General features: G+C 51.4%; 19 protein-coding genes. 6 read left to right on the forward strand and 13 right to left on the reverse strand.

Annotated elements, in window-relative coordinates; all coding sequences use genetic code 11:
* Positions 1-33: 33 nt before the first annotated feature.
* Both V0288_RS12970 and V0288_RS12975 read right to left on the reverse strand, forming a co-directional pair.
* Positions 34-924: a hypothetical protein gene (locus V0288_RS12970; protein ID WP_332865529.1), complete on the reverse strand. Its 891-nt coding sequence runs from the start codon at positions 922-924 to the stop codon at positions 34-36.
* 10 nt (positions 925-934) lie between these two features.
* On the reverse strand, positions 935-1,441 hold the full coding sequence (locus tag V0288_RS12975) for a hypothetical protein (protein WP_332865530.1): 507 nt from the start codon (positions 1,439-1,441) through the stop codon (positions 935-937).
* A 271-nt stretch (positions 1,442-1,712) separates the two neighbouring features.
* On the opposite strand from V0288_RS12975, the gene V0288_RS12980 reads away from it, so the two are divergent.
* Complete coding sequence (locus V0288_RS12980) at positions 1,713-2,945, forward strand: glycosyltransferase family 4 protein (RefSeq protein ID WP_332865531.1); 1,233 nt, start codon at positions 1,713-1,715, stop codon at positions 2,943-2,945.
* 15 nt (positions 2,946-2,960) lie between these two features.
* Here V0288_RS12980 and V0288_RS12985 read toward each other — a convergent pair whose 3' ends face one another.
* The gene (locus tag V0288_RS12985; RefSeq protein WP_332865532.1) at positions 2,961-3,593 is read right to left on the reverse strand and encodes a TetR/AcrR family transcriptional regulator; all 633 of its coding nucleotides are present in this window, start codon (positions 3,591-3,593) and stop codon (positions 2,961-2,963) included.
* A gap of 154 nt (positions 3,594-3,747) precedes the next feature.
* On the opposite strand from V0288_RS12985, the gene V0288_RS12990 reads away from it, so the two are divergent.
* Positions 3,748-5,208 carry a Fic family protein gene (locus tag V0288_RS12990; RefSeq protein WP_332865533.1) on the forward strand — a complete coding sequence of 487 codons (1,461 nt, stop codon included), beginning with the start codon at positions 3,748-3,750 and terminating at the stop codon, positions 5,206-5,208.
* Positions 5,209-5,298: 90 nt separating this feature from the next.
* Here the strand turns inward: V0288_RS12990 and V0288_RS12995 are convergent, their stop codons facing one another.
* The 3 genes from V0288_RS12995 to nifJ all read right to left on the reverse strand — a co-directional run bounded on the left by V0288_RS12995 (position 5,299) and on the right by nifJ (position 11,466).
* On the reverse strand, positions 5,299-6,525 hold the full coding sequence (locus V0288_RS12995) for an ATP-dependent 6-phosphofructokinase (RefSeq protein WP_332865534.1): 1,227 nt from the start codon (positions 6,523-6,525) through the stop codon (positions 5,299-5,301).
* A 155-nt stretch (positions 6,526-6,680) separates the two neighbouring features.
* Positions 6,681-7,721: a dihydroorotate dehydrogenase-like protein gene (locus tag V0288_RS13000; RefSeq protein ID WP_332865535.1), complete on the reverse strand. Its 1,041-nt coding sequence runs from the start codon at positions 7,719-7,721 to the stop codon at positions 6,681-6,683.
* A 103-nt stretch (positions 7,722-7,824) separates the two neighbouring features.
* The gene (gene nifJ, locus V0288_RS13005; protein WP_332865536.1) at positions 7,825-11,466 is read right to left on the reverse strand and encodes a pyruvate:ferredoxin (flavodoxin) oxidoreductase; all 3,642 of its coding nucleotides are present in this window, start codon (positions 11,464-11,466) and stop codon (positions 7,825-7,827) included.
* 520 nt (positions 11,467-11,986) lie between these two features.
* Between nifJ and V0288_RS13010 the strand changes: the two genes are divergently transcribed.
* From V0288_RS13010 to V0288_RS13020, 3 genes are all read left to right on the forward strand, one after another.
* A complete protein-coding gene (locus tag V0288_RS13010) occupies positions 11,987-13,057 on the forward strand; it encodes a Photosystem Q(B) protein 1 (protein ID WP_332865537.1) in 1,071 nt (356 codons plus the stop codon).
* Positions 13,058-13,180: 123 nt separating this feature from the next.
* A complete protein-coding gene (locus V0288_RS13015) occupies positions 13,181-14,245 on the forward strand; it encodes a ParA family protein (RefSeq protein WP_332865538.1) in 1,065 nt (354 codons plus the stop codon).
* Between the two features lie 97 nt (positions 14,246-14,342).
* Positions 14,343-14,984 (forward strand): HEPN domain-containing protein, encoded by a 642-nt coding sequence (locus tag V0288_RS13020; protein ID WP_422661967.1) that lies wholly within the window; start codon positions 14,343-14,345, stop codon positions 14,982-14,984.
* A gap of 81 nt (positions 14,985-15,065) precedes the next feature.
* Here V0288_RS13020 and V0288_RS13025 read toward each other — a convergent pair whose 3' ends face one another.
* The 4 genes from V0288_RS13025 to V0288_RS13040 form a co-directional block, all read right to left on the reverse strand.
* Positions 15,066-15,713, reverse strand: coding sequence for a class I SAM-dependent methyltransferase (locus V0288_RS13025; protein ID WP_332865540.1), 648 nt, complete (start codon positions 15,711-15,713; stop codon positions 15,066-15,068).
* Positions 15,714-15,815: 102 nt separating this feature from the next.
* On the reverse strand, positions 15,816-16,169 hold the full coding sequence (locus V0288_RS13030) for a DUF1257 domain-containing protein (protein WP_332865541.1): 354 nt from the start codon (positions 16,167-16,169) through the stop codon (positions 15,816-15,818).
* A 139-nt stretch (positions 16,170-16,308) separates the two neighbouring features.
* Positions 16,309-17,820, reverse strand: coding sequence for a stress-responsive protein Ycf46 (ycf46, locus tag V0288_RS13035; RefSeq protein ID WP_332865542.1), 1,512 nt, complete (start codon positions 17,818-17,820; stop codon positions 16,309-16,311).
* A gap of 84 nt (positions 17,821-17,904) precedes the next feature.
* Positions 17,905-18,255 (reverse strand): slr0373 family blue light stress response protein, encoded by a 351-nt coding sequence (locus tag V0288_RS13040; RefSeq protein WP_332865543.1) that lies wholly within the window; start codon positions 18,253-18,255, stop codon positions 17,905-17,907.
* A 183-nt stretch (positions 18,256-18,438) separates the two neighbouring features.
* Here V0288_RS13040 and V0288_RS13045 point away from each other — a divergent pair, with 183 nt between their 5' ends.
* Positions 18,439-19,569 (forward strand): CO2 hydration protein, encoded by a 1,131-nt coding sequence (locus tag V0288_RS13045; protein ID WP_332865544.1) that lies wholly within the window; start codon positions 18,439-18,441, stop codon positions 19,567-19,569.
* A 10-nt stretch (positions 19,570-19,579) separates the two neighbouring features.
* On the opposite strand, the gene V0288_RS13050 is transcribed toward V0288_RS13045, so the two are convergent.
* The 3 genes from V0288_RS13050 to V0288_RS13060 all read right to left on the reverse strand — a co-directional run bounded on the left by V0288_RS13050 (position 19,580) and on the right by V0288_RS13060 (position 22,996).
* On the reverse strand, positions 19,580-20,629 hold the full coding sequence (locus V0288_RS13050; RefSeq protein WP_332865545.1) for an amino acid ABC transporter substrate-binding protein: 1,050 nt from the start codon (positions 20,627-20,629) through the stop codon (positions 19,580-19,582).
* A gap of 90 nt (positions 20,630-20,719) precedes the next feature.
* Complete coding sequence (locus V0288_RS13055; RefSeq protein ID WP_422661968.1) at positions 20,720-22,135, reverse strand: LCP family protein; 1,416 nt, start codon at positions 22,133-22,135, stop codon at positions 20,720-20,722.
* Between the two features lie 261 nt (positions 22,136-22,396).
* Positions 22,397-22,996: a superoxide dismutase gene (locus V0288_RS13060; protein ID WP_332865547.1), complete on the reverse strand. Its 600-nt coding sequence runs from the start codon at positions 22,994-22,996 to the stop codon at positions 22,397-22,399.
* Positions 22,997-23,250: the final 254 nt, after the last annotated feature.

Below are 23,250 nucleotides of genomic sequence, written 5' to 3' on the forward strand. Positions count from 1 at the left end.
CCCATCCCCCCATCCCCCCATCCCCCCATCTCCCTAAATCTCGGCGACGGCTCTCTCGATGAGACGACGGGCGAGGGTTTGAATCCCCGTATGCTCGTAGTAATTGGTAGTCATATCGAGGAAAGTCCCGACGTAGACCAATTTATCCGCCGAGAAATCGATAAACCCTTGAATGTGGCTCAAAATACCCTGCTGGGTCAAACCTCGATCGGCCACGAAACCGCTCATCCAGCCTTTCGTCGCCTCGAAACTCTGGCCGATAAAGTCTAACTGGCCGGCCGGGTTCCCTCCCGGAATCAGATCTTTCACGCTCTTAAAGGTGCTATTCTGCTCTAATTCTTTGGGACTCATGCCGCCGAGAGTGGATTCGACTTTCTGAATAAATTCACCGCCGAGAGGGATCAAACCGTCGAGACAGACGAGCGCCGCCATCCGCATCAGGGATTCGCCACCGTAGTCCGCGAGCGAGGCGACAAAATCGCCGATACTATCGCCGGGGATGCCGTTAATCTGGCAGAAAGCGACCACTTCCGTCACTAATTTGAGCGAGAGATCGAGGGTTTGCGCTTTTTCGGGGGTGGGGGTAATTCCCGCCAGTAAACCGCCCACGAGGGGGATTTTGCCGCCGACCGCGTTGGCGAGCGAGGCCGTGGCGAGGGCGTTATCGGCGGTATCGATCGTTTGGTAGAGCCATAGCGCGCGTTGATAGCCCTGGGATTTATCGTTAAACAACCAGACCGCGCGATCGCCGATCTGTTGGATCATTGTCTCGTCGGTTTCCCCCGTCACCTTGGTGATCGTGTTCTTGAACCCGACAAGATTTTCCCACTGGCCGGGAACGACGAAATCGAGAGCCTGGAGAACCTTGACGGTCAGATTATTGGTCGGGAGTTCATCGACCAGTTCAAAAATCGGCTTACTCACGGATTTCTCCTTACTTTAATTTTGCTAGACCATTTAAATCGAACTTGGCGAGCCAAGCCTCTCGATCGCTCGCGGTAAACGAGGGATCGCGCGATAGTACCTTCACCTGATAGCGATCGTCCACCAAAACCGCCGTGGCCGTGGCTCCCTGCTCGATCGCCGGAAAACCTTGAATCTTTTTGCTACTATTTTGAAACTTGGTCGCCGCGGTCGGGTTATTGCGGATATCGGAGATCGCCAACATGGCCAGATCCTTACCGTCTTTTTTCAGTTTGGCCTCGGCGAATCCTTTTTTCTCCTGGGTGTAGACCCGATCGTAACCACCGCCGGAGGGGGGGAAAAATCGGTTAAAACTGCCCCCGGAGGCCGAGTCTTTGACCACGGCCGTCGCTCCCCTAGAGGTGCTATCCTTTTGGGCCCCGCTAAACTGGGAGGGCGCTTGAGTAGTACAGGAAGTGACCAGCAGGAGAACGGCTAGTAATCCCGTGACCAAGATTTTTCGGAATCGAAAGCTCATGGTTCCCTCGATCTATAGGTTGACTAAGGTTTTCCTGTAGTATAGCCCTCGGCTATCGCCCGATAGTGTTAAGTTTTTCTAGGGAGCGGGTCGGGGCCGGGCGAGGGCGATCGGGGGAAGGAAAAATCGGTAAAAAGAAAAAAGCGTGACATAATAAATTAACTCTTTGGGTAGGTGTCTCGAAAAAGCTAGACCGAGCGCCCGAGAACCCTTACACTATGAGAACCCTTCCCGATCGATACCATTAATTCTCTAACCAAATAACGGTGCCATGCGGATCTTGCTTTACTCCTATAATTATCATCCCGAACCGATCGGTATCGCCCCGCTCATGACCGAACTAGCGGAGGGACTGGTCAAAAGAGGCCATCAGGTAAGAGTGGTGACGGCTTTTCCCTGGTATCCGAATAGCGAGATCCCGCCGGAATACGCCGGGAAACTCTACGCGAGCGAGGAGCGGAACGGGGTAAAAATCCAACGCTCTTATGTTTGGGCGCGTCAGCGGAGAAGTTTAAAAAATCGCGTTCTTTTCGAGTTAAGTTTCGTTTTTTTAAGTTTCTTTCAAGCGATTAACGGCTGGCGGCCCGATGTAATTTTCCTGACCGTTCCGGGTTTACCGGTCTGTGTTCCGGCCGCCCTCTTAAAAAGATTGTACGGGGTTCCGATCGTCCTGAATCTTCAAGATATCCTTCCCGACGCGGCGGTTCATGTCGGTTTATTAACCAACGAGAAAATGATCCGTGTTTTTCAGGGGTTGGAACGGTTCGCCTACCGAACGGCGGAGAAAATTAGCGTGATCGCGGACGGTTTCACGAAAAATTTATTAGAAAAAGAGGTTCCGGGCGAGAAAATCGTCGAGATATCCAACTGGGTTGATATTAATTTTATTAAACCTCTAGAGAAAACCGACAATTATTTTCTTCGGGAAAACGAACTCGTAGGCAAATTTGTCGTTTTATATTCGGGAAATATCGCCCTCACGCAACCGTTGGAAACCCTGATCGACGCGGCCGCCCGATTAGTTTCTATTCCCGATATCCGGATAGTCATCGTCGGCAAAAAAGAAGCGCTAGACCGGTTGGAAAACTACCGTCAACAACAAGGCGCGGATAACGTGTTATTGCGTCCCTTTCAACCGAGAGAGAAACTGGCGGAAATGTTGGCGGCGGCGGATGTGGCGATGGTCATGCAAAAACATAACGTGATCTCGTTTAATATGCCGTCGAAAATTCAGGTTCTACTCGCCAGCGGCCGGCCGATCATCGCCTCGGTTCCGGCGACCGGGACGGCGGCCAGGGCGATCGAACGGAGCGGGGGCGGACTCGTGGTTCCCCCGGAAGATCCGGACGCGTTGGCGCGGGCGATTCTCGAACTGTACAACGATCCGGAGCGTTTGCGGATTTTGGGAGAGAACGGACGACAGTACGCGGTGGAAAATTACTCGTTCGAGAGCGCTCTAGATAGATACGAGAAATTATTCGCGGAATTGGTCGGCGGTTTCTAGGATGGTTCCCGTCGTTCAGGTTTCTTTGACCAAGACCCCGTTTAAAAAAATCTCGGCGATGCCCTCGGCCATTTCTTGGAGGGCTTTCGGGGACGCGTCGAGGTCGAGGATCGTCTCGCTGGAGAATCCGGCGATGGCGAACATTCCCAGGAAAACCCGCGCGACGATTTTCGGGTTCATCGGCCGGTAGATGCCCCGATCGATCGCCGTTTGAAAGAAGGCTTCGGCCACGTCGGTCATTTTCTCGATCACTTCCGATTGAATGCGCTCGCGCAGTTCGGGGTGAAATTGCGCCTCGATGAAACAAACCCGCAGGAGATCGCTATTCTCGCGCATTCTCAGCATCCGTCGTCGCATCACCTGGGCGATCGCCTTGTAACTTCCCATCTCGCTGAGTTCGGTAAGTAGATCGGTGAGAATATCCACCCATCCGGCGGTCGCCACCTCGATTAAAATCGCTTTTTTATTGGAGAAATAGCGGAATAAGGTTCCTTCCGCTACTCCTGCCGTGGCGGCTAGGTCTTTCGTGGTTGTTCCCTCGTAACCCCTCGACGCGAACAAACGCAGGGCGGCCTGTAGTATCCGCCCGCGGGTATCCTCTTCCGCGGGTTCTCGATCGAAGGTGAAACGGGGGAAAAGACTTTGCATACTGCTCCGGGGCGCGACGGCATAGAGCTATTGTCCACTATGAACATTCGATCGGCCCGCGCTCCTTCATAAAATTTTGTGTCAACGGGATCGCTAGTACCGTAGCAATCCGAACTCGTGTTTAATTGCTCCAGTTCACTATAGATCGGGGTTTTTGGAGCGGAACGCTCCTCCTTTAGAGAGAAAAAACGCAAAATCGCAAAATCTCGTTTATATAGGTTCGCCAGCGTGTACACTAGAAATCAGGTCGAGTTCAATCATATTTTCTATGGCGAGAATTAGAGAGCCTAAACCTTTGAACGAGCTAATCCAAGATGTGACACCCGAAGAATTGGTACCTCTGATGAGGAAATACCGTGCTACGGACGCTCAAGGTAGATATTTTCATTGGCACGAGTTCCAATGGAGAGTGGAAAAGGGTGACGACAAGTTAAAGGCATGGACAGCGACTAAATTCGCTAGGATAAGTATAACCAAGAAACTACCCCTACAAGCGGAAGACGATCGATGCTTTAGTTATTGCGTACCCGATTCCCTTTTCGCCAGATTACACCGTATCGATAAGATGACCGGTGGGGGTCGGGAAATCGATGAGGGTACTTTGGTTTCATCCCGCGAGAAAGATCGTTATCTCGTTAAGAGTCTCATGCAAGAGGAAGCCATTACTTCCTCCCAGCTAGAAGGAGCTTCGACGACTCGAAAAGTCGCCAAGGAAATGCTGGAAAAAAATCTTCCCCCCAAAGATAAATCCCAACAGATGATTCTCAACAATTATCGATTGATGAAAAAAGCCGTAGAAAATAAAAATCGGGAATTATCCATTGATTTTATCTTAGAGTTACACGAAATCGCTATCTACAAGGCGATCGAAAATCAAGCGGAGCCTGGAGAGATTAGAAAAAACAATGATATTGTTGTTACGGATCTGTACAATAATAATCGCTTTGAACCACCGGACTGGGAAAGCATACCATCGAGACTGATCGAACTCTGTGATTTCGCGAACCTGGAGCATAACGATCCGAGTAATTTCATTCATCCGATTATCAAGGCGATTATCCTACATTTCATGATCGCGTATATACATCCTTTCGCCGATGGGAACGGTAGAACGGCGAGAGCGATTTTTTATTGGAGTATTCTTCGATCGGGTTACTGGCTATTTGAATATGTTTCGATTAGTAAATTTATCCAAGAAAGTAGAGGAGATTATGACAAGGCTTTTATCTATACAGAAACCGATGATTTCGATATAACTTATTTTCTCTATAATCAAGTCGATGTTGTTGAAAAAGCCGTGAAATCACTTCAAGATTACATAGATAGAAAAAAAAGAGAGTTTTATGATTTCACGGATTGGCTGGCTAAAAGTCCAGTGGCAAAAACCTTAATTCAGGGGCAAATAGAAATTGTAAAAGAGGCATTGAAAACGCCCGGTAGAGAATTTACCGTCAAACAAGTTTCTAGCGATCTAGAGGTGGCTGAAAATACGGCGAGAAGCTATCTGAATACTTTGGTTGACAAACAATTATTAGTCAGAGAAAAATCTAGCCGAGGGAAAGCGATCGCTTATCTCTCTCCCGCTAATTTAAAAGAAAGATTACAGCTTCGATAATCGTACAAAATATACGCTCGCGAGCTTGATAAACCGAATAGACAATCCCCACCATTATAAACAAAGTGGCGGGGACTGACAGACAACAACCTAGACTAATATCGCCAAGGATTCCGGATCGATCGAACCCTCACTTATCTCACTTTCCCCTAGATAAATGCCCAGCGATCGAGCCGTTTTAACCATGAAACTATCCGCTTCGACCGGGTAAGCACAGCGATTTTCGTGGTGACATTGTTGGATAATTTTGATGATCGGTTTGAGGGGTAGACCGCGCACTTTTCCGCCGCGCCAGACCACCACCCGATCGAATTTCTCGCGCTCGATCAATTCCACCGCTTTAATCCCGTACACCGTCGCCAATAAACGATCCATCGCTAACGGGGGACGGCTCCTTTGCAAGTGTCCCAAAGACATCGCCCGCACGTCTACCGCCTTGAGATCGCAGAAAGCCGGGTCGGCATCGCATAGAACGTGCATTTTCTCGACAATTACCTTTTCTAGATAATCGGCGATATATTTCTCTTTATTTCCCTCTAGATTTTTTACCCCTTCCGACACCACGATCAGCGCGAAGTTGCGTCCCTCGGCGCGTAATCGGGCCAGTTGACGACAACAACCTTCGAGAATTTCCGGGGTTAGGTGCGGGGTTAATTCGGGGACGAAAATCGCGTCCGCGCCCCCGGCGATACCCGCGTGAAGGGCGAGATGGCCCGCGTCGCGTCCCATCACCTGCACGATCATCACGCGTTCGTGACTGGCGGCGGTAAAGCTCAGGTCGTATAGTGCTTGAGTAACGATCTCGACCGCGGTGGTAAAACCGACCGCCAATTCCGTGTAAGGAACGTCATTATCGATCGTTTTGGGGATGGCGATCATCTTCCAGTTTCCCCGGATGGCGAGTTCGTAGATGATATCGATACTGCCATCGCCCCCGACGACGATCAGCGCGTCTAGCCCGAGAATTTCGTATCCTTTGAGAATTTTCGAGGCGATTTCCGAATCTTCCGGGTGTCCCTTGCTCAGAGATCCCAACACGCTACCGCTGAGAAATTGTAAAACGTCTATCCCTTTAAGGATTCCGGGCAGATTGTAGCCGTGTCGCGCGAGGAGTAGATCTTCGGGATGGTATTTCCCCTCGGCGATACCGATGAAGCCGTCGGTTCCGTAGGGGATGCCGTACACGTCCCAGCCTTTCAGTGTCGAGGCTTTGACGACCGATCGAATGACGGCGTTTAATCCCGGACAATCGCCGCCACTGGTGAGAATGCCGATTTTTTTGGTAGGGGCTGACTGCTGATTCGTCGTGATACTCATACTATTTCACCTTGAATTCCCGTAATTTTTGCCAATTATACTTGGCTTTAGAGAATTTTTCGTAGGAAGGCGGAATTTATGACGGTAGGAGAATTCTTTTAAATTCTGCCTTCTGTTTTTTGGTGGGTTACGCGGTGCTAACCCACCCCACTATTTTATTGGGCGGTTTGCCGGTGTCCCCAGGAGGGGAAACGCTTCCAGACCGGTTCGTAACTCTGGATAGCTTTCATGTACTGGGCCCGCTCGAACGCGCTGGGATCGGGGCAATTTAACTGACTCATACTGCCCTGTAACTGTTCGATCGATTCGTACTCGTTTTCCTCCAGCCAGTGGAGTAAACCCCGCTCGATCTTGGTGATTTCCTCGAAACCGTGACGCAGTAACACGCTCACCAGCATGGTCACTTTCGCGCCCACCATCGTCATCTTGATCACGTCGATCGAATTGTGAATCCCTCCCGTGGCCGCGAGATCCACCGGAACCCGCCCGTAGAGCATGGCGATCCAGCGCAGGGGTAAACGCATCGCCTGGGGATTACTCAAAATCACGTTCGGTTTCACGTCCAGGGTTTCCAGATCGATATCCGGCTGATAGAAACGGTTGAATAATACCAACCCGTTCGCCCCCGCTTCCGCCAATTTTTTGGCCATATTCGCCGTATTGCTGAAATAGGGACTCAGTTTCATCGCCACCGGGATCGAGACTTCCGATTTGACGATTTTGAGAATATCGAGGTAATTCTGCTCCACGTCCGCGCCCGATAACTCCAGGTCATTGGGAACGTAGTAGACGTTCAATTCCAGCGCGTCCGCCCCGGCCTGTTCGATTTGAATCGCGTACTCCAGCCATCCGCCGGACGTTTCCCCGTTGAGGCTGGCGATAATCGGCATCTCGACCATTTCCTTCGCTTTCCGGATATGGTTGAGATATTCCTCCGAACCGACGTGAAATACTTCCGGTTCCGGGAAATAGGTCAACGCCTCCGCGAAACTCTCCGCCCCGTGGGTGAAATGATGGTGTAAAGCCAATTGTTCCTGCTTGATCTGCTCCTCGAAAAAGGAGTGTAAAACCACCGCCGCCGCGCCCGCGTCTTCCATGCGTTTGATATTATCGATGTCCTCGCTCAAAGGGGCCGCCGAACCGACGACGAGGGGCGATCGCAACTCCAATCCCAGATAATTCGTTCGTAAAGTCATGCTCGTTTCACCTTTTTTCCAAGTAATCCAGTGCATCGCGAACCGGGAATCGGGGAGCGGATAGAGACTTTTTAGAAAAACCCGTTCCACTCCCGCCGATTTCCTACTGAGTTACGGTTTCTTTCTTGCCGTGGCCGTTCGTGCCGTGACCGTTGCCTTCGGGAGTTTCCGTTGTCGGAGTTTCCCCGGTCGCGGCCGGGTTTTCCAGATGGCGCGAGGCGAGATACTCGTACATCTGCCAACGGGTATTCACGTCCGCTTGCGCTTCTTTCAGTAACTGTTTCGCGACTTCGGGTTTGCTGGCGGCGAGCATCTTGAAGCGGTTCTCGGCGTAGATCGTGTTCGATAACGGGAGTTTGGGCGATCGACAGTCCAATTGCAGGGGATTTTTCCCTTCTTTGGTCAGTTCGGGATTATACCGGTACAGTAACCAGCGTCCGCTCTCGACGATCTCTTTCTGGTGGGTCATCGCCGTGGCCATATTGATCCCGTGGGCGATACAGTGCGAGTAGGCGATGATGATCGAGGGGCCTTCGTAAGCTTCCGCTTCTAGAAACGCCTTGATCGTCTGCTCGTTTTTCGCGCCCATCGCCACGCTGGCCACGTACACGTTGCCGTAGGTCATCGCCATCAAACCGAGATCTTTTTTCGGCCCCGGTTTCCCGGCGGAGGCGAATTTGGCGACCGCGGCGCGGGGGGTGGCTTTCGAGGCCTGTCCTCCCGTGTTGGAATAGACTTCGGTATCCATGACGAGAATATTCACGTTGCGGCCGCTGGCGATAACGTGATCCAGTCCGCCATAGCCGATGTCGTAAGCCCATCCGTCTCCCCCGACAATCCAGACACTTTTCTTGACTAGATAATCGGCCACGGAAAGCAACATTTTAACGGGAGTAGTCTGTTCTAATTCCCGTAAACGGGCTTTGAGAACTTCTACCCGCTCGCGTTGTTCGGTTATGTCCGCCTCGTCGCGTTGGCTGGCGTTGAGAATATCGGTGGCGAGACTTTCCCCGACATCACCGGCGAGAGAGTGGAGGAGTTCGTGGGCGAATTCGGCTTGTTTGTCGATCGAAACCCGGAATCCTAACCCGAATTCGGCGTTGTCTTCAAAGAGGGAGTTCGACCAGGTGGGGCCGCGGCCTTCCGCGTTTACCGTCCAGGGCGTGGTGGGTAAGTTCCCCCCGTAGATAGATGAACATCCGGTCGCGTTGGCCACGATCATGCGATCGCCGAACAACTGACTGACCAATTTCACGTAGGGAGTCTCGCCACAGCCCGCGCAAGCACCGGAGAACTCGAAAAGCGGCTCCTGCATCTGCTGGTGACTGATTTTGTTCAGATTCAGGTGTTGGCGATCGGGATTGGGGAGATCGAGGAAAAAGTCCCAATTCGCGCGCTCCTGTTCCCGTATCGGTAACTGGGGAGCCATGTTAATCGCTTTCAGCCGCGGCTGGGCTTTATTTTTCGCGGGACAGACATCGACGCAGATACCGCACCCGGTACAGTCTTCCGCCGCGACCTGGATGGTGAATTTCAGCCCTTTCCAGTCGTGATCCTTGGCGTTGGTACTCTTGAAGGTTTCCGGCGCGTCGGCGAGTTCCCCTTCCTCGTACACTTTCGATCGAATGACCGCGTGGGGACAGACTAACACGCACTTCCCGCACTGCACGCACACGTCCGGGTCCCAAACGGGGACTTCTTGGGCGATATTGCGTTTCTCCCATTTCGTCGTTCCCGTCGGGTAGGTTCCGTCGTTGGGTAACGCGCTCACGGGCAGTTGATCCCCCTTGCGCTCGCTCATTTTGCCCAGTACCTCCCGCACGAAAGCCGGGGCGGTATCGGGGATCGCCGGTCTCAGATCGGGGGCGTTTTCCTCGACCGTTGCGGGAATCGGCACTTCGTACAGGTGTTCGAGCGCGGAATCGACGGCTTGAATGTTCATCCGCACGATCTCTTCGCCTTTCTTGCCGTAGGTCTTGCGGATACTCTTCTTGATCTGTTCGATCGCCGCGTCCCGCGGTAACACGCCGGCTAACGCGAAGAAACATACCTGCATGACGGTATTGATCCGTCCGCCCATCCCGGCCTCTTTCGCCACCCGCAAGGCGTTGATCGTGTAGACTTTCAGGTGTTTGTCGATGATGGTCTGTTGCAGGTTTCGCGGTAGGTGGTGGAAAACTTCCCCGACTTCGTAGGGACTGCTCAGGAGGAAAGTCGCCCCGTCCATCGCGGTTTCGAGAAGGTCGAACTGATCGACGAATTCCCACTGATGACAGGCGATAAAGTTAGCCCGCGTGATTAAATAGGTCGATCGAATGGGATTCGGCCCGAAACGCAGGTGAGACACCGTAACCGACCCGGATTTCTTGGAATCGTAGACAAAATAGCCCTGCGCGTAGTTATCGGTATCCTCGCCGATAATCTTGATCGAGTTTTTATTCGCGCCGACGGTTCCATCCGATCCCAACCCGTAGAACACGGCGCGCACCACGTTGTCCGGTTCGGTGGAGAAGAAGGGATCGTAGTCGAGGCTGGTAAAACTTAGATCGTCTTTAATGCCGATCGTGAAGTGATTTTTCGGCTTATCCAGGCTTAAATTCTCGAAAATACCCTTGACCATCGCCGGGGTGAATTCTTTCGAGGAGAGACCGTAGCGGCCCGCGACGATCTTCGGTAGGGTTCCCGCGCCGTGTTCCAGAAAAGCCGTCGCCACGTCGAGATAGAGAGGATCACCGCCCGCGCCCGGTTCTTTGCAACGGTCTAAAACGGCGATTTTCTTCACCGTTTCCGGCAGGGCCGCGATCAGTCGTTCCGCGTCGAAAGGACGGTAGAGACGCACTTTCAGCAATCCCACTTTTTCCCCGCGCGCGTTGAGAGCATCGACGGTTTCCTGGATGGTCTCACAGCCGGAACCCATCGCGATGAGAACTCTTTCCGCGTCCGGCGCGCCGCGGTACTCGTAGAGATAATACTGTCGTCCGGTCAGTTCGGCGAACCGATCCATGACCTGTTGGGTGATGTCGGGACATTCGGCGTAGAAAGGATTCACCGTTTCCCGCGCCTGGAAGTAAACATCGGGATTCTGGGCGGTTCCGCGGAGAACCGGTCGATCGGGGGTCATGGCGCGCTGACGGTGCGCGATAATCAGATCCTCGTCGATCAACTGCCGCAGGATTTCATCGTCGATTAACTCGACCTTCTGGACTTCGTGGGAGGTGCGGAAACCGTCGAAGAAATGGAGGAAGGGAATCCGCGCGCGTAGGGTGGCCGCCGTGGCGATCGCCGCCATATCTTGGGCTTCCTGTACGGAATCGGCCGCCAGCATCGCCCAGCCGGTACTTCTCGCGGACATTACATCGCTATGATCGCCGAAGATGGAGAGTCCCTGGGCCGCGAGCGACCGCGCCGCGACGTGAACCACGGCCGAGGTCAGTTCCCCCGCGATCTTGTAGAAGTTCGGGAGCATTAAGAGTAAGCCCTGCGACGCGGTGAAGGTGGTGGTTAAAGACCCCGTTTGCAAGGCCCCGTGTAGGGTTCCGGCCGCGCCTCCCTCGCTCTGCAATTCGATCACCGACGGGATAGTTCCCCACAGATTGGCTTTTCGTTCTCCGGCCCAACTGTCCGACCATTCCCCCATCGGTGACGAGGGAGTGATGGGATAGATGGCGATCACTTCACTGAGACGGTAGGCGACACGGGCGACGGCCTCGTTCCCGTCTATGGTCGCGTAGGTTTTACTGGTCATATTTTTCCCTCAATTTTTACGGTATCTGTAGGGATATAAAGTTTGTTTACGGTGTCGGGATCGGATCGTTAGATTCTGTTAGAATGTCTAGCCATAAACTAAGGGTAGCGCGCGCGTTTTTTGGGGGATCGATCGAGAATTGTTGACTATCTAGAGCGGTGGATGTGACCGGCGAGAGATAGCACCCATTTGAGTTTTTTTCCCTATCTCTATCTCGATCATTATCCAGATTTCTAGCTTTCTGGCGATTCGTTATTTTTTCTTAATGCACCGTAAGACTGACTACATCCGAGTTCGGATGAATTTTTGTAAGCGATCTTTTCGTTTGGGACATAGTTATTCTAAAATAGTAATAATCTTTTATCTATTAGCCGATAAGCTCGATCGCCCCGATACAAGCGAGATCGGCGATTAAGAATTCTGAGAGATTCGATTATAAAACTTATTAAAAAATTGATTGATGGTAGCGTGGCTCGATCGATAGGATGGAAGGGAAGTTCTCATCTAGGAGCGATCGACCATGACTAACACTCTGCAACGTCGTGGCGAAGTAGATCTCGGGAATCAGTGGGAGAATTTTTGTGATTGGATAACCAGCACCGATAATCGCATTTATATCGGCTGGTTCGGCGTTTTGATGATTCCCACGATTCTTTCTGCCGCTACCTGTTTTCTCATCGCTTTTCTCGTCGCGCCTCCCGTGGATATGGAGGGAATTCGCGAACCCGTTATCGGCGCGCTTCTCGACGGGAATAATCTATTAACCGCGGCGGTAATCCCGACATCGGCCGCGATCGGTTTACATTTTTACCCGATATGGGACGCGGCTTCGATCGATGAATGGCTCTACAATGGTGGCCCCTATCAATTCATCATCCTGCACTTTTTAATCGGGGTCTGGTGCTATCTCGGCCGTCTCTGGGAATTGAGTTACCGTCTGGGGATGCGTCCGTGGATCTCCGTCGCTTTTTCCGCTCCCGCCGGTGCCGCGACCGCTATCTTTTTAATTTACCCGATCGGTCAGGGCAGTTTTTCCGAGGGGATGCCGTTGGGAATTAGCGGTACATTTCACTTCATGCTCGGTTTCCAAGCGACCCATAATATCCTCATGAACCCCCTACATATGTTAGGGGTGACGGGAATTTTCGGCGGTGCGTTGTTGGCTTCCCTCCACGGTTCTCTCGTGACTTCTTCCCTAGTTCGAGAAACCACTCTAGACGAGTCGATTAACGCGGGTTACAAGTTCGGCCAACAGGAAACCACCTATAATCTATTGGCGGGACATCAGGGGTATTTAGGCCGTTTATTGATCCCCGGTTTGGGTGTGGAAAATAGTCGATCGTTGCATTTTCTAATCGTTGCGGTTCCCGTGGTCGGAGTGTGGTGCGCGACGCTGGCGATCGGTGTGATGGCTTTTAATTTAAACGGGTTTAATTTCAATCAATCGATCCTCGATAGTTACGGTCATCCCATTCCCACCGATGCCGATATTTTAAATCGGGCGAATTTGGGTTTGCGCGCCATGCACTCTCCCAATACCCATAATTTCCCGATCGTTCTCGCCGGCGGCCCGGAAATTCCGGTTAGTTAATCGTTCGATCGATCCTTTCCAAGCCAGATGGGTTTACCTATCTGGCTTTTTGCTGTATCGGTTGTAATTCTTATACTATAATCAATCCAGAGACCCGTTAGAGTTTTACTAAGGTGGGACGCGATGGTACAGAAAATCGCTTTTTTCAATCCCAAAGGTGGGGTGAGCAAAACTACCACGACTTTTAATCTAGGATGGATGCTCGCCGAAAAAGGAAAACGGGTTATCCTGGTCGATGCCGATCCTCAATGTAACCTAACGGGGATGACATTAGGAGAAGAAACCGAAGCGGATGAGGCGAGACTAGAGGAAATTTACAAGACTCGTTCTAATATTAAAACTGGTTTAGCACCCGCTTTTGAAGTACAACCTAGATCGATCGAGGCTGTAGATTGTATTCCGATCAAGGGACGAGATGGCTTATTTTTATTACCGGGTCATGTCGGGTTAGCCGAATATGAAGTAACTTTAGGAATCGCTCAAGAGCTAAGTGGATCGATTCGATCGCTTAGAAATTTACCCGGTGCTATCCCGGATTTTTTCGAGAAAACGGCTCGAAAATTAAACGTGGATTATATCTTGATCGATACAAGCTCAAGTTTAGGATCACTCAATCAAAATATTTTAATGACCAGCGATTTTTTCATCGTTCCTACCACGGCCGATTTTCTCTCTATCCTAGCGATTGAATCTCTAGCTAGAATTTTGCCGAAATGGTATCAATGGGCAAAAAAAGCTAATTCACTAACAATTCTTAAAGAAGCGAACTATCCATTCCCTGATGTTAGATTACATTTTTTAGGGACTATCGTGCAAGATCGACGGATGATACAGCTCGAAAATTTTGATAAATGGGTTCAACGGATCGAGTCAATAGTTACGGAAAAGCTAGTTGCCGCTTTAGAAAAAAATAATATGATGTTTACTAAAAATTTTTATTTTGAAAATCAAATTACCAGTTCTTATACCTTGGCACGCATACCAGATTCTAATGATCTAGTAATGATTTCTCAAATTAAAAAAACGCCTATCTTCGCCCTAGCCCCTGAACAATTATCTTCTATGAGCTTGGCAGGTAATAATCTAGCAATAATGCAAGAAAAACAAAAAGAATTTCAACTAATTTTTTCTGATTTAGCCGATAAAGTAATCGGATTAACCTCCACCGCGTATGCAGTCAGCACTTGATCAATTCCGAATTAGTATCAGTCGAGTTCGGGATCTGATAGCGATTCATACTTCGGTTAAAGCCCAAGCTACTCCTGAATTAGACTTATCCGATATTTTGAGAGCAACTTTAGTTCTGAGCGTTAGTGCCTTAGATTACTATATTCACGAGGTAGTAACGTTAGGAATGTTGGAAATTTATCGGGGTCAACGTCCCGAACCCGCTCCTTCCGCGAATACTTCTCGCTCTGCGTTCGCTCGTTTTCCGGTATCATTAGGGGGCGCGCGACAAGAACGAGCGATCGCCTTAACGATCGCTGATTGGCTAGAAACCGAGATTCAAAATAATGAAGGTTTTTCCTTTCTAGAACAGCCCCGTTTACTTTCCGAGTTACTTCCCGCGATCGAGAGAGGAATGATCGATCGATTCAATGATACCGCTTGGTTAGAAGATGAAATTCGAGAGAACCTGAGTTATAAAAGTTTTCAACAACCCGATAAAATAGCGGAGGCGATCCGATCGATTTCCGATAAAAGGCTGTGGGAGGAAGTAGGTATCAAGCTAGAAAAGCCAGCGAGAGAGGTTAAACAACAATTGACCGATCTCGTCGATCGCAGGAACAAGATCGCTCACGAAGCGGATATAGACCCCACTTTCGGCATCGGGGAGCGCTGGGAGCTCGATGAAAATCTGGTTAACGACGCGGTAGATTTTATCGAACAACTTGCTGAAAGTATTCACCAAGTTATCGCGACCTAACTTCCTCGATGCTTTTTCCATCCGCATCATTCCGGACGGATCGACCCACCCCAAAAGCCGATAATTCAAGCGTCATCCATCTTACGAGGCATTTTTCCGCCCGATCGCAACGTAAAAAGGATCGGCCCCCGCGATGCCTAACATGGCTAGAAAACTCGGAATAGTAGAAGTATGGACGATCGCTTCCGGTTCCCCGAATCCCGGTACGGAACGAAAATAAGATTTCACTAACTCCAACCGTCCGAGATCGGTATTATCGCGCCACGTTGCGATCGCTTTCTGGTAAAACATCCGATTGGAAAAACTGACGATAACGATCCCGTTCGGTTTTAAAATCCGACACAACTCGGAAAATACCGCCTCCGGATACTGTAAATACTGCACCGACACCGTAATTAACACCGCGTCGAAATCCTCGTCTTCTAACGGCAATTTAGGATTCGCGTTGAGATCTTGGATAAAATAGTGATTCAATCGGGGATTTTTCGCGAGTTCTTCCTCGTTCATCCCGTGGCCCTCGACGTGCGCGAATTCCACATCGTCCGGCAAGTGGGACACCCAGCTACTCATCAGATCGAGAACCCGCGTGTTCGGGGTCAAGCGTTCGCGGTATAACTCGGTGAGGCGATCGAGAAACCCCCCGTCCACATGGGTCACGAAGCGGGGAAACGCGTAAAAATCGCTATCTCGGGTCGGATCGAGTTTGGTTCTCTCTTCGGGTCGGAGCATTTCTGTCAAGTAAAATTCATCATTTTTAACATAACAGATCCGCGCGGAAAAAAGGGTCAACCGAACCGGTCAACCCCTAGGCTTGGGAACGCGCTGTAAATCTTAGCTTTGAACGACAAGTTTCACGTTCGCGTTTTGCAGACCGCGCTGTTTCACTTCGGATAGGGTTTTGTTAACCGCGTATTTTTGATTGATCGAGTTGATCAGCTCGGTTTGGTTGTGTTTTTTCGCAACACCCCAGAGGTCGGCGATCAAATCGAAAGTACCGTCACTATTACGAGACCAGCCGAGATCGTATTCGCCATCGAGAACGGCAACGATATCGGAGCGAACGCGTTGACCGTTGTAGCCACGAACATCAGCTTCGGTTTTCACGCTGATACCGAGATCGCGAAGGGAAGCTTTGAGGATTTCGGCATCGGTGATTTTGGTCCGTAAGGTGCTGAAATGAGACATTGGGATTTCCTCCAGTAGATTTCAGAATCAACAACAACAAACTGAGAGTTAACGTGCGCCGTCTGTAAAGCGGCTTTTTGCGAGTCGCGCTAGTTCGGTGAACTAGCCTTTCAGCCCGTTGGGAGCGGGAGAAAGTCTGTTAGAACTCCAATCGCTGATATTCAGCGACGGAGGCCGAGGCGGGTCGGGCCCGTTGTCTGGCCCAGTCACGGAGAGCCGTGACCTGCTCGGTCATGGTGCGGGAAAGCGGCAGGGTCGCTTTGATCGCGGCGATGATGTCCAACTGGGTGAACTCGCGATCTTGCGCGAAAGCCTCGTACATGGCGGCGATTAACGCCTGTTCGATTTCCGCACCGGAAAATCCATCGGATACCTTGGCCAACTGCTCTAAATCGAAGCGGGTCGTGTCCGAGCGTCGTTTGGTCAGGTGAATATTGAAAATATCTTGTCGTTCTTCCGAGGTGGGTAAGTCCACGAAGAAGATTTCATCGAAGCGCCCTTTGCGGAGGAATTCCCCCGGAAGTCTCTCGATTCGGTTGGCGGTCGCCATCACGAACACCGGCGAGGTTTTTTCCTGCATCCAGGTCAGGAAGGAACCGAAAATCCGGCTAGAGGTTCCACCATCGGAGTCGGCCGAACCCGTTCCTCCGGCGAAGGCTTTATCTAATTCGTCGATGAAGAGGATGGCAGGGGAAATCGATTCCGCGGTTTTCAAGGCGTTGCGGAGATTAGCCTCGGAACGTCCCACCATCGAACCGTCGTACACCCGTCCCATGTCCAAGCGTAGGAGGGGAAGACTCCATAACCGGGCGGTCGTTTTGGCGATGAGGGATTTTCCGCATCCCGGAACCCCGAGGATTAACATCCCTTTCGGTTGGGGTAGTCCGTAAGCTCGCGCCCGTTCGGTGAAGGCGTTAGAACGCTGTTTCAACCATTTTTTCAATTCTTCGAGACCGCCGACCGAGTTGATCGTCTCGTCTTCTTCGATAAATTCTAAAATTCCGTTGCGGCGAATTAATTGTTTTTTCTCCGAGAGAACGATCTCTACTTCCTCTTCGGTCAGTCGATTCGTTTTGACATACGCTTTCCGGTAAACTTTATCCGCTTCATCCTTGGTTAAACCGAGAGCGGCTTTGAGGAGTTTCTCGCGAACTTCGGTCGTGGTGCGACGGCTTTTAATTCTGTCGAGATGTTGCGAGAGAACGAGATCCAGTTCTCCCATGTCGGGTAAGGGAAAATCTAGGAGAACGACATCCTTTTCTAGCTCGATCGGGATGTCCTGTACCGGGGACATTAAGACAATAATCTTTTCCGTTCCTTTGAAGGAGGCGATCGCGTCTCTCAGCCAGCGCGTGACCGGGGCCGACGTGATAAAGGGATGGAGATCTTTAAAGATATAAATTCCCGCTTCCCGTTGCCGGACGACCCACTCGATCGCCGCTTCGGGGGATACTGTATTGTGTTGGTTGGCTTGCCGGGGTTGACCGTATTCGACTATCCCGTGGGTGACCGTCCAGACATACACTCGTCGATGTTGGGTATTCAGTTGGGCGATTTTAGAAATCGCTTGTTCCGCTCTCTCTTCCTCGGAAGTGACGAGGTAGATCAAGGGATATTGAGCTTTGACTAAAATTTCTAGCTCTTCTCTCATGACATCGACCCTTTGAATAACGGTTTATCCACAGTTTATTTATCTTTGATTTTTATCGCCCGATCGAGCTAGAAAATGTTCGCTCTAACAGGGGACTAATTCCGTCTCTCCCTCCTGACTTCCCGCGGAACGGGTCGTTTCGGGAACCTCGATCGGGAACTCGTCGGCGACGATACCCGGTTGGCGTTCGATCGAGATCATCCGGTCGTTTTTCATGACCAGGGCCGCGTCGCACTCGGGACAGACATGAACCTGATAGGTTTTGCCGTAGGCGGCGGCTTCAATCTCTTCTACCTTTTCAGGGTACTTCAAGTAAAAGCCGATCGCTCTCTCCACTAAGGCGGACATCGATTCTTCATCGATAGCGGCGCGGATTTTTAGTTGGCGATGGATTCCAGGGGGAAGATAGATTGTGACTTTTTGCTTGTCTTGCATATCACTAAAAGAATGTACCCGGGTATGTTCCCTTACTGTAACGACTCCCCCGGCGACTGTCAAGACGGTAAGCCGTTATGATGGCACTATTGTAATATTTCGTTACAATCACCGACGGGGATCGGGGAGAGAGACGCGATCGAGTAAGATATCCTCACAAGATCCCGATACCCTAGCCCCAGCATGGTCACGACCCGGACACCCACCCCGAATCATCCCCTCGCCCCGTTTTTCGATCGACTCCTCCAGGGGGACGCTCTCTTACAGGACACGCCCCAGAATTTGGTGGAGGTCGTGGGCATCCTGAAAAGCTACGGCGTGGTTTTGGACGCTTATTCTAAAAATTTAATTTATATCGCCGATAATCAATTCTTCGTCTTCTTCCCGTTCTTTAAATACTTTAACGGCGAGGTGTCGATCGGCGGACTCTTCAAGCACTGGTGGCACGATCGCATTAACTTCGAGTACGCGGAATACTGTATGAAAGCCATGTTCTGGCATGGTGGGGGGGGACTGGACGCTTACGTGGATAGTCCCGCGTTCCGCGACGTGACCGAAAAGGTGATACGGGCGAAATTTAAAACAAATCCGTTTATTCTCACCGTTCATAAAGCCTTTCCCGAATTTCTACCCGAACAAATGCGGATGATGGCCTATTACAGTGGATTGGGTCAGTTCTGGCGGGTGATGGCGGATACGTTTTTAAGTTTGTCCGATCTCTACGATAACGGAGAAATCCGCTCGATTCCCGAGGTAGTAGCCCATATTAAGGGCTATCTCGTCGATAACGCCACCAAACCGATCACCTATTCCGTCAAAGTCAAGGGACAAGTTTACGATCTCATCCCGAAATCGGCGGGACTGACTTTTTTAGTCGATACCGCGATTCCTTACGTCGAGGCGGTTTTCTTCCGCGGGACTCCCTTCCCCGGCACGGTTTCCTATAACGCGCAGGCCTATCAGATTCCCTACGATCAGGGACAGTTCACCTACGGGGCATTGTACGCCGACCCGCTCCCGATCGGCGGTGCGGGCATTCCGCCGACGCTGTTGATGCAGGATATGCGGCATTTCCTCCCGAATTATTTACACGATATCTATAAGAAAAACTTCCGCCAAGAGGAAGATCTTCTCGTGCAGATCTGCGAGAGTTTTCAAAAATCGATGTTCTGCGTCACCTCGGCGGCGATTCAGGGACTTGCGCCCTATCCCTTAACCAGCGAAAAACCCGAAGAGATCGAAGCTAACCGCGTTTATCTGGAAGGCTGGATGAATCGCTTCGTGAAATCGCGGTTATTAGAGGTCAATCGGTAATTCTCGCGATCTATCGGAAGGGGGGGGAATAGAGTAAACCGCCCTTCGTCCAGAGATTGTTCAGGCCGCGATCGAGGCCGAGGGGTTTGGCGATATTGCGATCGTAGATCTCGCCGTAATTACCGACGTGTTTTAGCGCTCTCGTTGCGAAATCGTTCGGTAGGCCCATTCCCTCGCCGATTTTCTCCTCGGTTCCGAGAAAGCGTCGGATACTCGGATCGGTGGAATTGGCGAAAGTGGCGATATTTTTCGAGGTAATGCCGAATTCTTCCCCCTGCACGAGACTGTAGACGATCCAGCGCACCGCGTCCGTCCAGGCAGGTTCTCCCTTCGCCACGGCCGGCGCGAGGGGTTCTTTAGAAAATACCTCGTCTAGCACCCGATGATCGCCCGGTTTGGGGAAAACGGAACGTCGGGCGACCAGTTGCGATCGATCGGACGTGACGGCCGCGCACCGGCCCGCTTGATAGGCGGTATAGAGCGCGTCCACGTCATCGGAGACGATCGGGTTATAATTTCTCACGCCGATTTTTCGCATCGCGTCGGTCAAGTTCTGTTCGGTGGTGGTTCCGGAGAGGACGCAGATCGATTTTCCCTGTAAATCGGCGAGTTTATTAATCCCGCTGGCTTTGGAAACCATGATTCCCTGTCCGTCGTAGAAGATCGGCTCGATAAACTGAATCCCGATCGAGGTATCCCGGCCGGCGGTTAACGTGGTATTACGGCTGAGAATATCCACCTCTCCCGTCTGCACAGCGGTAAAACGTTCCTGCGCGCTCAGTTTGCGATATTCTACCTTACTTGGATCGTCGAAGAGCGCGGCGGCGATCGCGCGACAGATATCCACGTCTATCCCCGAATACTCGCCCTTTTCTGTCACGAAACTAAATCCGGGGACTTCCCCGTTAATCCCGCAGATCACCTTCCCGCGACTTTTGACCGTTTCTAGACGACCGCCCCCCGTCGCGGCCGGTGAAGTGGACGCGTTGGGTTTTTCCCCCTCGCAAGCCGTTAATACAAGCAAAAGTAGGGGAAGTAAATAAGAATGCCGTTTTTTCATCTCGATCGGTAGTATCTAGAAATTATTACAGCGTTTTTTTCGTTGGAAAAAGTGAGTGGGAAAATCTCCAAGCTATACGATAGCGCCGTTTTAGCGATCGCTCGCGGTTCCCGAATCCGGACTCCTACCGGATTGATTCTGCCAGTCGCGACCGAGTTGAATCGTCACGTCGGAGGCGAGATTCCCGGTACTCTCGACGAGAACCTCGCCGATCCCGATCGAACCGCGGAGGGTGGCCGCCGCCCGATCGTCCCCGTTCTGGGCGATAATCTTGGTGGTTTCGGGCGGATCTACCTTGCTACGGGCGACGATGATATTGTGATAGCCGGCGGTTTCCAGGGACCGTACCATCGATCGAACCGCGTCGGGATCGTCGAGACTATCCTGTACCGTAATCCGGAGATTTTCCGTCGCGTTGTCGGAAATATTCACCTGTCCGTGATCGAAATAGCGCGCCGCGATATCTTGAATTTTCTCCTCGTTCGGTAGCCAGTAACTAACGGATTTATGTCCGTCCCCGCTAAAATCGCCGGGGAGGAGAACCATCTGTAGGTTCGATCGATCGACCTCGGTGGCGAACCCGGCCAGCGCCAGCAGTTCTTCGAGCGTCAGATTCGTATCGATATGGGTTTGAATTACTTTTAAAATATCGGGAATTTTCAGGAGCGCGCCGGGTTGTAGAGCCTGTTCCATCACGGCGCGCATGAGTTGCTGTTGCCGTTGTACCCGGCCGATATCGCCGTAGGCATCGTGACGGAATCGCGAGAATTGTACCGCTTTCGCACCGTCGAGGTGCTGTTTGCCTTTTTTGAGGTCGATGTAGAAATGCTGGCTGAAATCGTTGTATTTCATGTCCTTGGGAACATCGATCGTCACGCCACCCAGCGCGTCGATCAACTTCTCCAATCCCTGCACGTTGACGCGGACGTAGCGATCGATCGCTACCCCTCCCAGCAGTTCGCTCACCGTTTCCGCGGTTAGCGCCGGGCCGCCGAGGGAATTCGCCTCGTTAATCTTTCTTTCCCCGTAACCCTCGATGTTGGTACGCGTGTCCCGCGGGATCGAGAGCATCGTCAGTTTTTTACTCGCGGGATCGAAGCGGAGTAACAACATGGTATCCGTCAACCCGTCAAAAGAATCGACGAGAGCGTGATAGCCTACATCTTCCGTTTTCGCCTCGGGAACATCGGAAGTTAAAACCTTCGTGCCGACGACTAAAATATTGACCGGACGACTGAGGGCGGGAAATTGTAGGTTTCGGTAAGCGATCGTCTGTCGGGTATCGAAAACCTTGGCTTCTTCCGGGCTGAGGTTACTTTGCCGCAGGGGGGCCGAGGAGAGGGAAACCGCGAGAAGCGCGCCCACCGATGCCGAGACTAGGGCGATCGCCGTTAATCCAAAACCTATCACTAAAGAGCGAACGGGACTTCGGTTATTTTTGCCGGATTTAGATGGTGCTATAGGCGAGCGTTCCGATTTAGACTTCGATGGGCGCTTACTGATCACGAATTCCCTCACACGTTGATGAAATCTTTGAGGACGGATCGCCTCGGGGAGATTAACCGTTCTTGTTTTACTAAGATAACCGGAAAAACGGTTTCAGACATCCGATTTTTCACGGTTCCTTTTCCCGGTCGCCCGATCGCTACTTTCTTCGACGGGAGAGACGGATCTTGGTTTCGATTCGATTGGAGAAAAATCGATACCCGGAGAGCGCTGGCGATCGAAAAAGGGGCGGAGATGGCTCCACCCCTTTCTAAAAACTCCCTAGGCTTTGGCTAGATTCGCCGCCACGAAGTCCCAATTCACCAATTTGGTTAAAAAGTCATTGATGTAATCGGGACGGCGATTTTGGTAATCGAGATAGTAAGCGTGTTCCCAGACATCCATCGTTAACAGGGGAGTCTGTCCCGCGGTCATCGGGTTGTCGGCGTTACCGGTTTTGGTCACTTTCAGGGTTCCGTTGTCGAGAACCAGCCACGCCCAACCGCTACCGAACTGGGTCGCGCCCGCGGTTTTGAAAGCTTCGACAAACTTCTCGAAGCTACCGAAATCGGCGTTGATTTTCTCGGCTAACGCGCCCGTGGGAGTGCCGCCACCGCCGGGTTTCATGCAGTTCCAGTAAAAGCTATGATTCCAAGCTTGGGCGGCATTGTTGAAGATCCCCGTTTTGGAAGCATCGCCCGCGACTTTGACGATCACTTCTTCGATCGGTAACGCGTCGAGCTCGGTATCCTTGACGGCCGCGTTAAAGTTATTAACGTAGGCGGCGTGGTGCTTGTCGTGATGGAACTCTAGGGTGCTTTTGCTAATGGAAGGCTCTAGATCCGTGTAACCGTAGGGTAAAGGGGGAAGTTCGTATGCCATAGGTGTTCTATCCTCTAGGAATGGCTTGTGTAACTCAGTGTGAATGACTTCGCGGCAGTATTCAGCTTTCCAAAGAAGGATACTGCTGTTACATAACTTTACGAGTCGATCATAGCGCTTGAGGGGACACCGTTGAGGTAGGGATTAGGAGGCAGGAGTCAGGAGTTAGGAGTCAGGAGGCAGGAGGCAGGAGGCAGGAGTCAGGAGGCAGGAGTCAGGAGGCAGGAGGCAGGAGGCAGGAGGCAGGAGGCAGG

This window comes from Pannus brasiliensis CCIBt3594 (assembly GCF_036688125.1).
Taxonomy (GTDB): Bacteria; Cyanobacteriota; Cyanobacteriia; order Cyanobacteriales; family Microcystaceae; genus Pannus; species Pannus brasiliensis.

Coding starts and splice junctions, on each gene's coding strand:
- nifJ (WP_332865536.1), bottom strand. CDS start 11,466: ATGACCAGTAAAACCTACGCGACCATAGACGGGAACGAGGCCGTCGCC.
- V0288_RS13015 (WP_332865538.1), top strand. CDS start 13,181: ATGGTACAGAAAATCGCTTTTTTCAATCCCAAAGGTGGGGTGAGCAAA.
- V0288_RS12995 (WP_332865534.1), bottom strand. CDS start 6,525: ATGAGTATCACGACGAATCAGCAGTCAGCCCCTACCAAAAAAATCGGC.
- V0288_RS13050 (WP_332865545.1), bottom strand. CDS start 20,629: ATGAAAAAACGGCATTCTTATTTACTTCCCCTACTTTTGCTTGTATTA.
- V0288_RS12980 (WP_332865531.1), top strand. CDS start 1,713: ATGCGGATCTTGCTTTACTCCTATAATTATCATCCCGAACCGATCGGT.
- V0288_RS13010 (WP_332865537.1), top strand. CDS start 11,987: ATGACTAACACTCTGCAACGTCGTGGCGAAGTAGATCTCGGGAATCAG.
- V0288_RS13060 (WP_332865547.1), bottom strand. CDS start 22,996: ATGGCATACGAACTTCCCCCTTTACCCTACGGTTACACGGATCTAGAG.
- V0288_RS12975 (WP_332865530.1), bottom strand. CDS start 1,441: ATGAGCTTTCGATTCCGAAAAATCTTGGTCACGGGATTACTAGCCGTT.
- V0288_RS13040 (WP_332865543.1), bottom strand. CDS start 18,255: ATGCAAGACAAGCAAAAAGTCACAATCTATCTTCCCCCTGGAATCCAT.
- V0288_RS13045 (WP_332865544.1), top strand. CDS start 18,439: ATGGTCACGACCCGGACACCCACCCCGAATCATCCCCTCGCCCCGTTT.
- V0288_RS13000 (WP_332865535.1), bottom strand. CDS start 7,721: ATGACTTTACGAACGAATTATCTGGGATTGGAGTTGCGATCGCCCCTC.
- ycf46 (WP_332865542.1), bottom strand. CDS start 17,820: ATGAGAGAAGAGCTAGAAATTTTAGTCAAAGCTCAATATCCCTTGATC.
- V0288_RS13030 (WP_332865541.1), bottom strand. CDS start 16,169: ATGTCTCATTTCAGCACCTTACGGACCAAAATCACCGATGCCGAAATC.
- V0288_RS13025 (WP_332865540.1), bottom strand. CDS start 15,713: ATGCTCCGACCCGAAGAGAGAACCAAACTCGATCCGACCCGAGATAGC.
- V0288_RS12985 (WP_332865532.1), bottom strand. CDS start 3,593: ATGCAAAGTCTTTTCCCCCGTTTCACCTTCGATCGAGAACCCGCGGAA.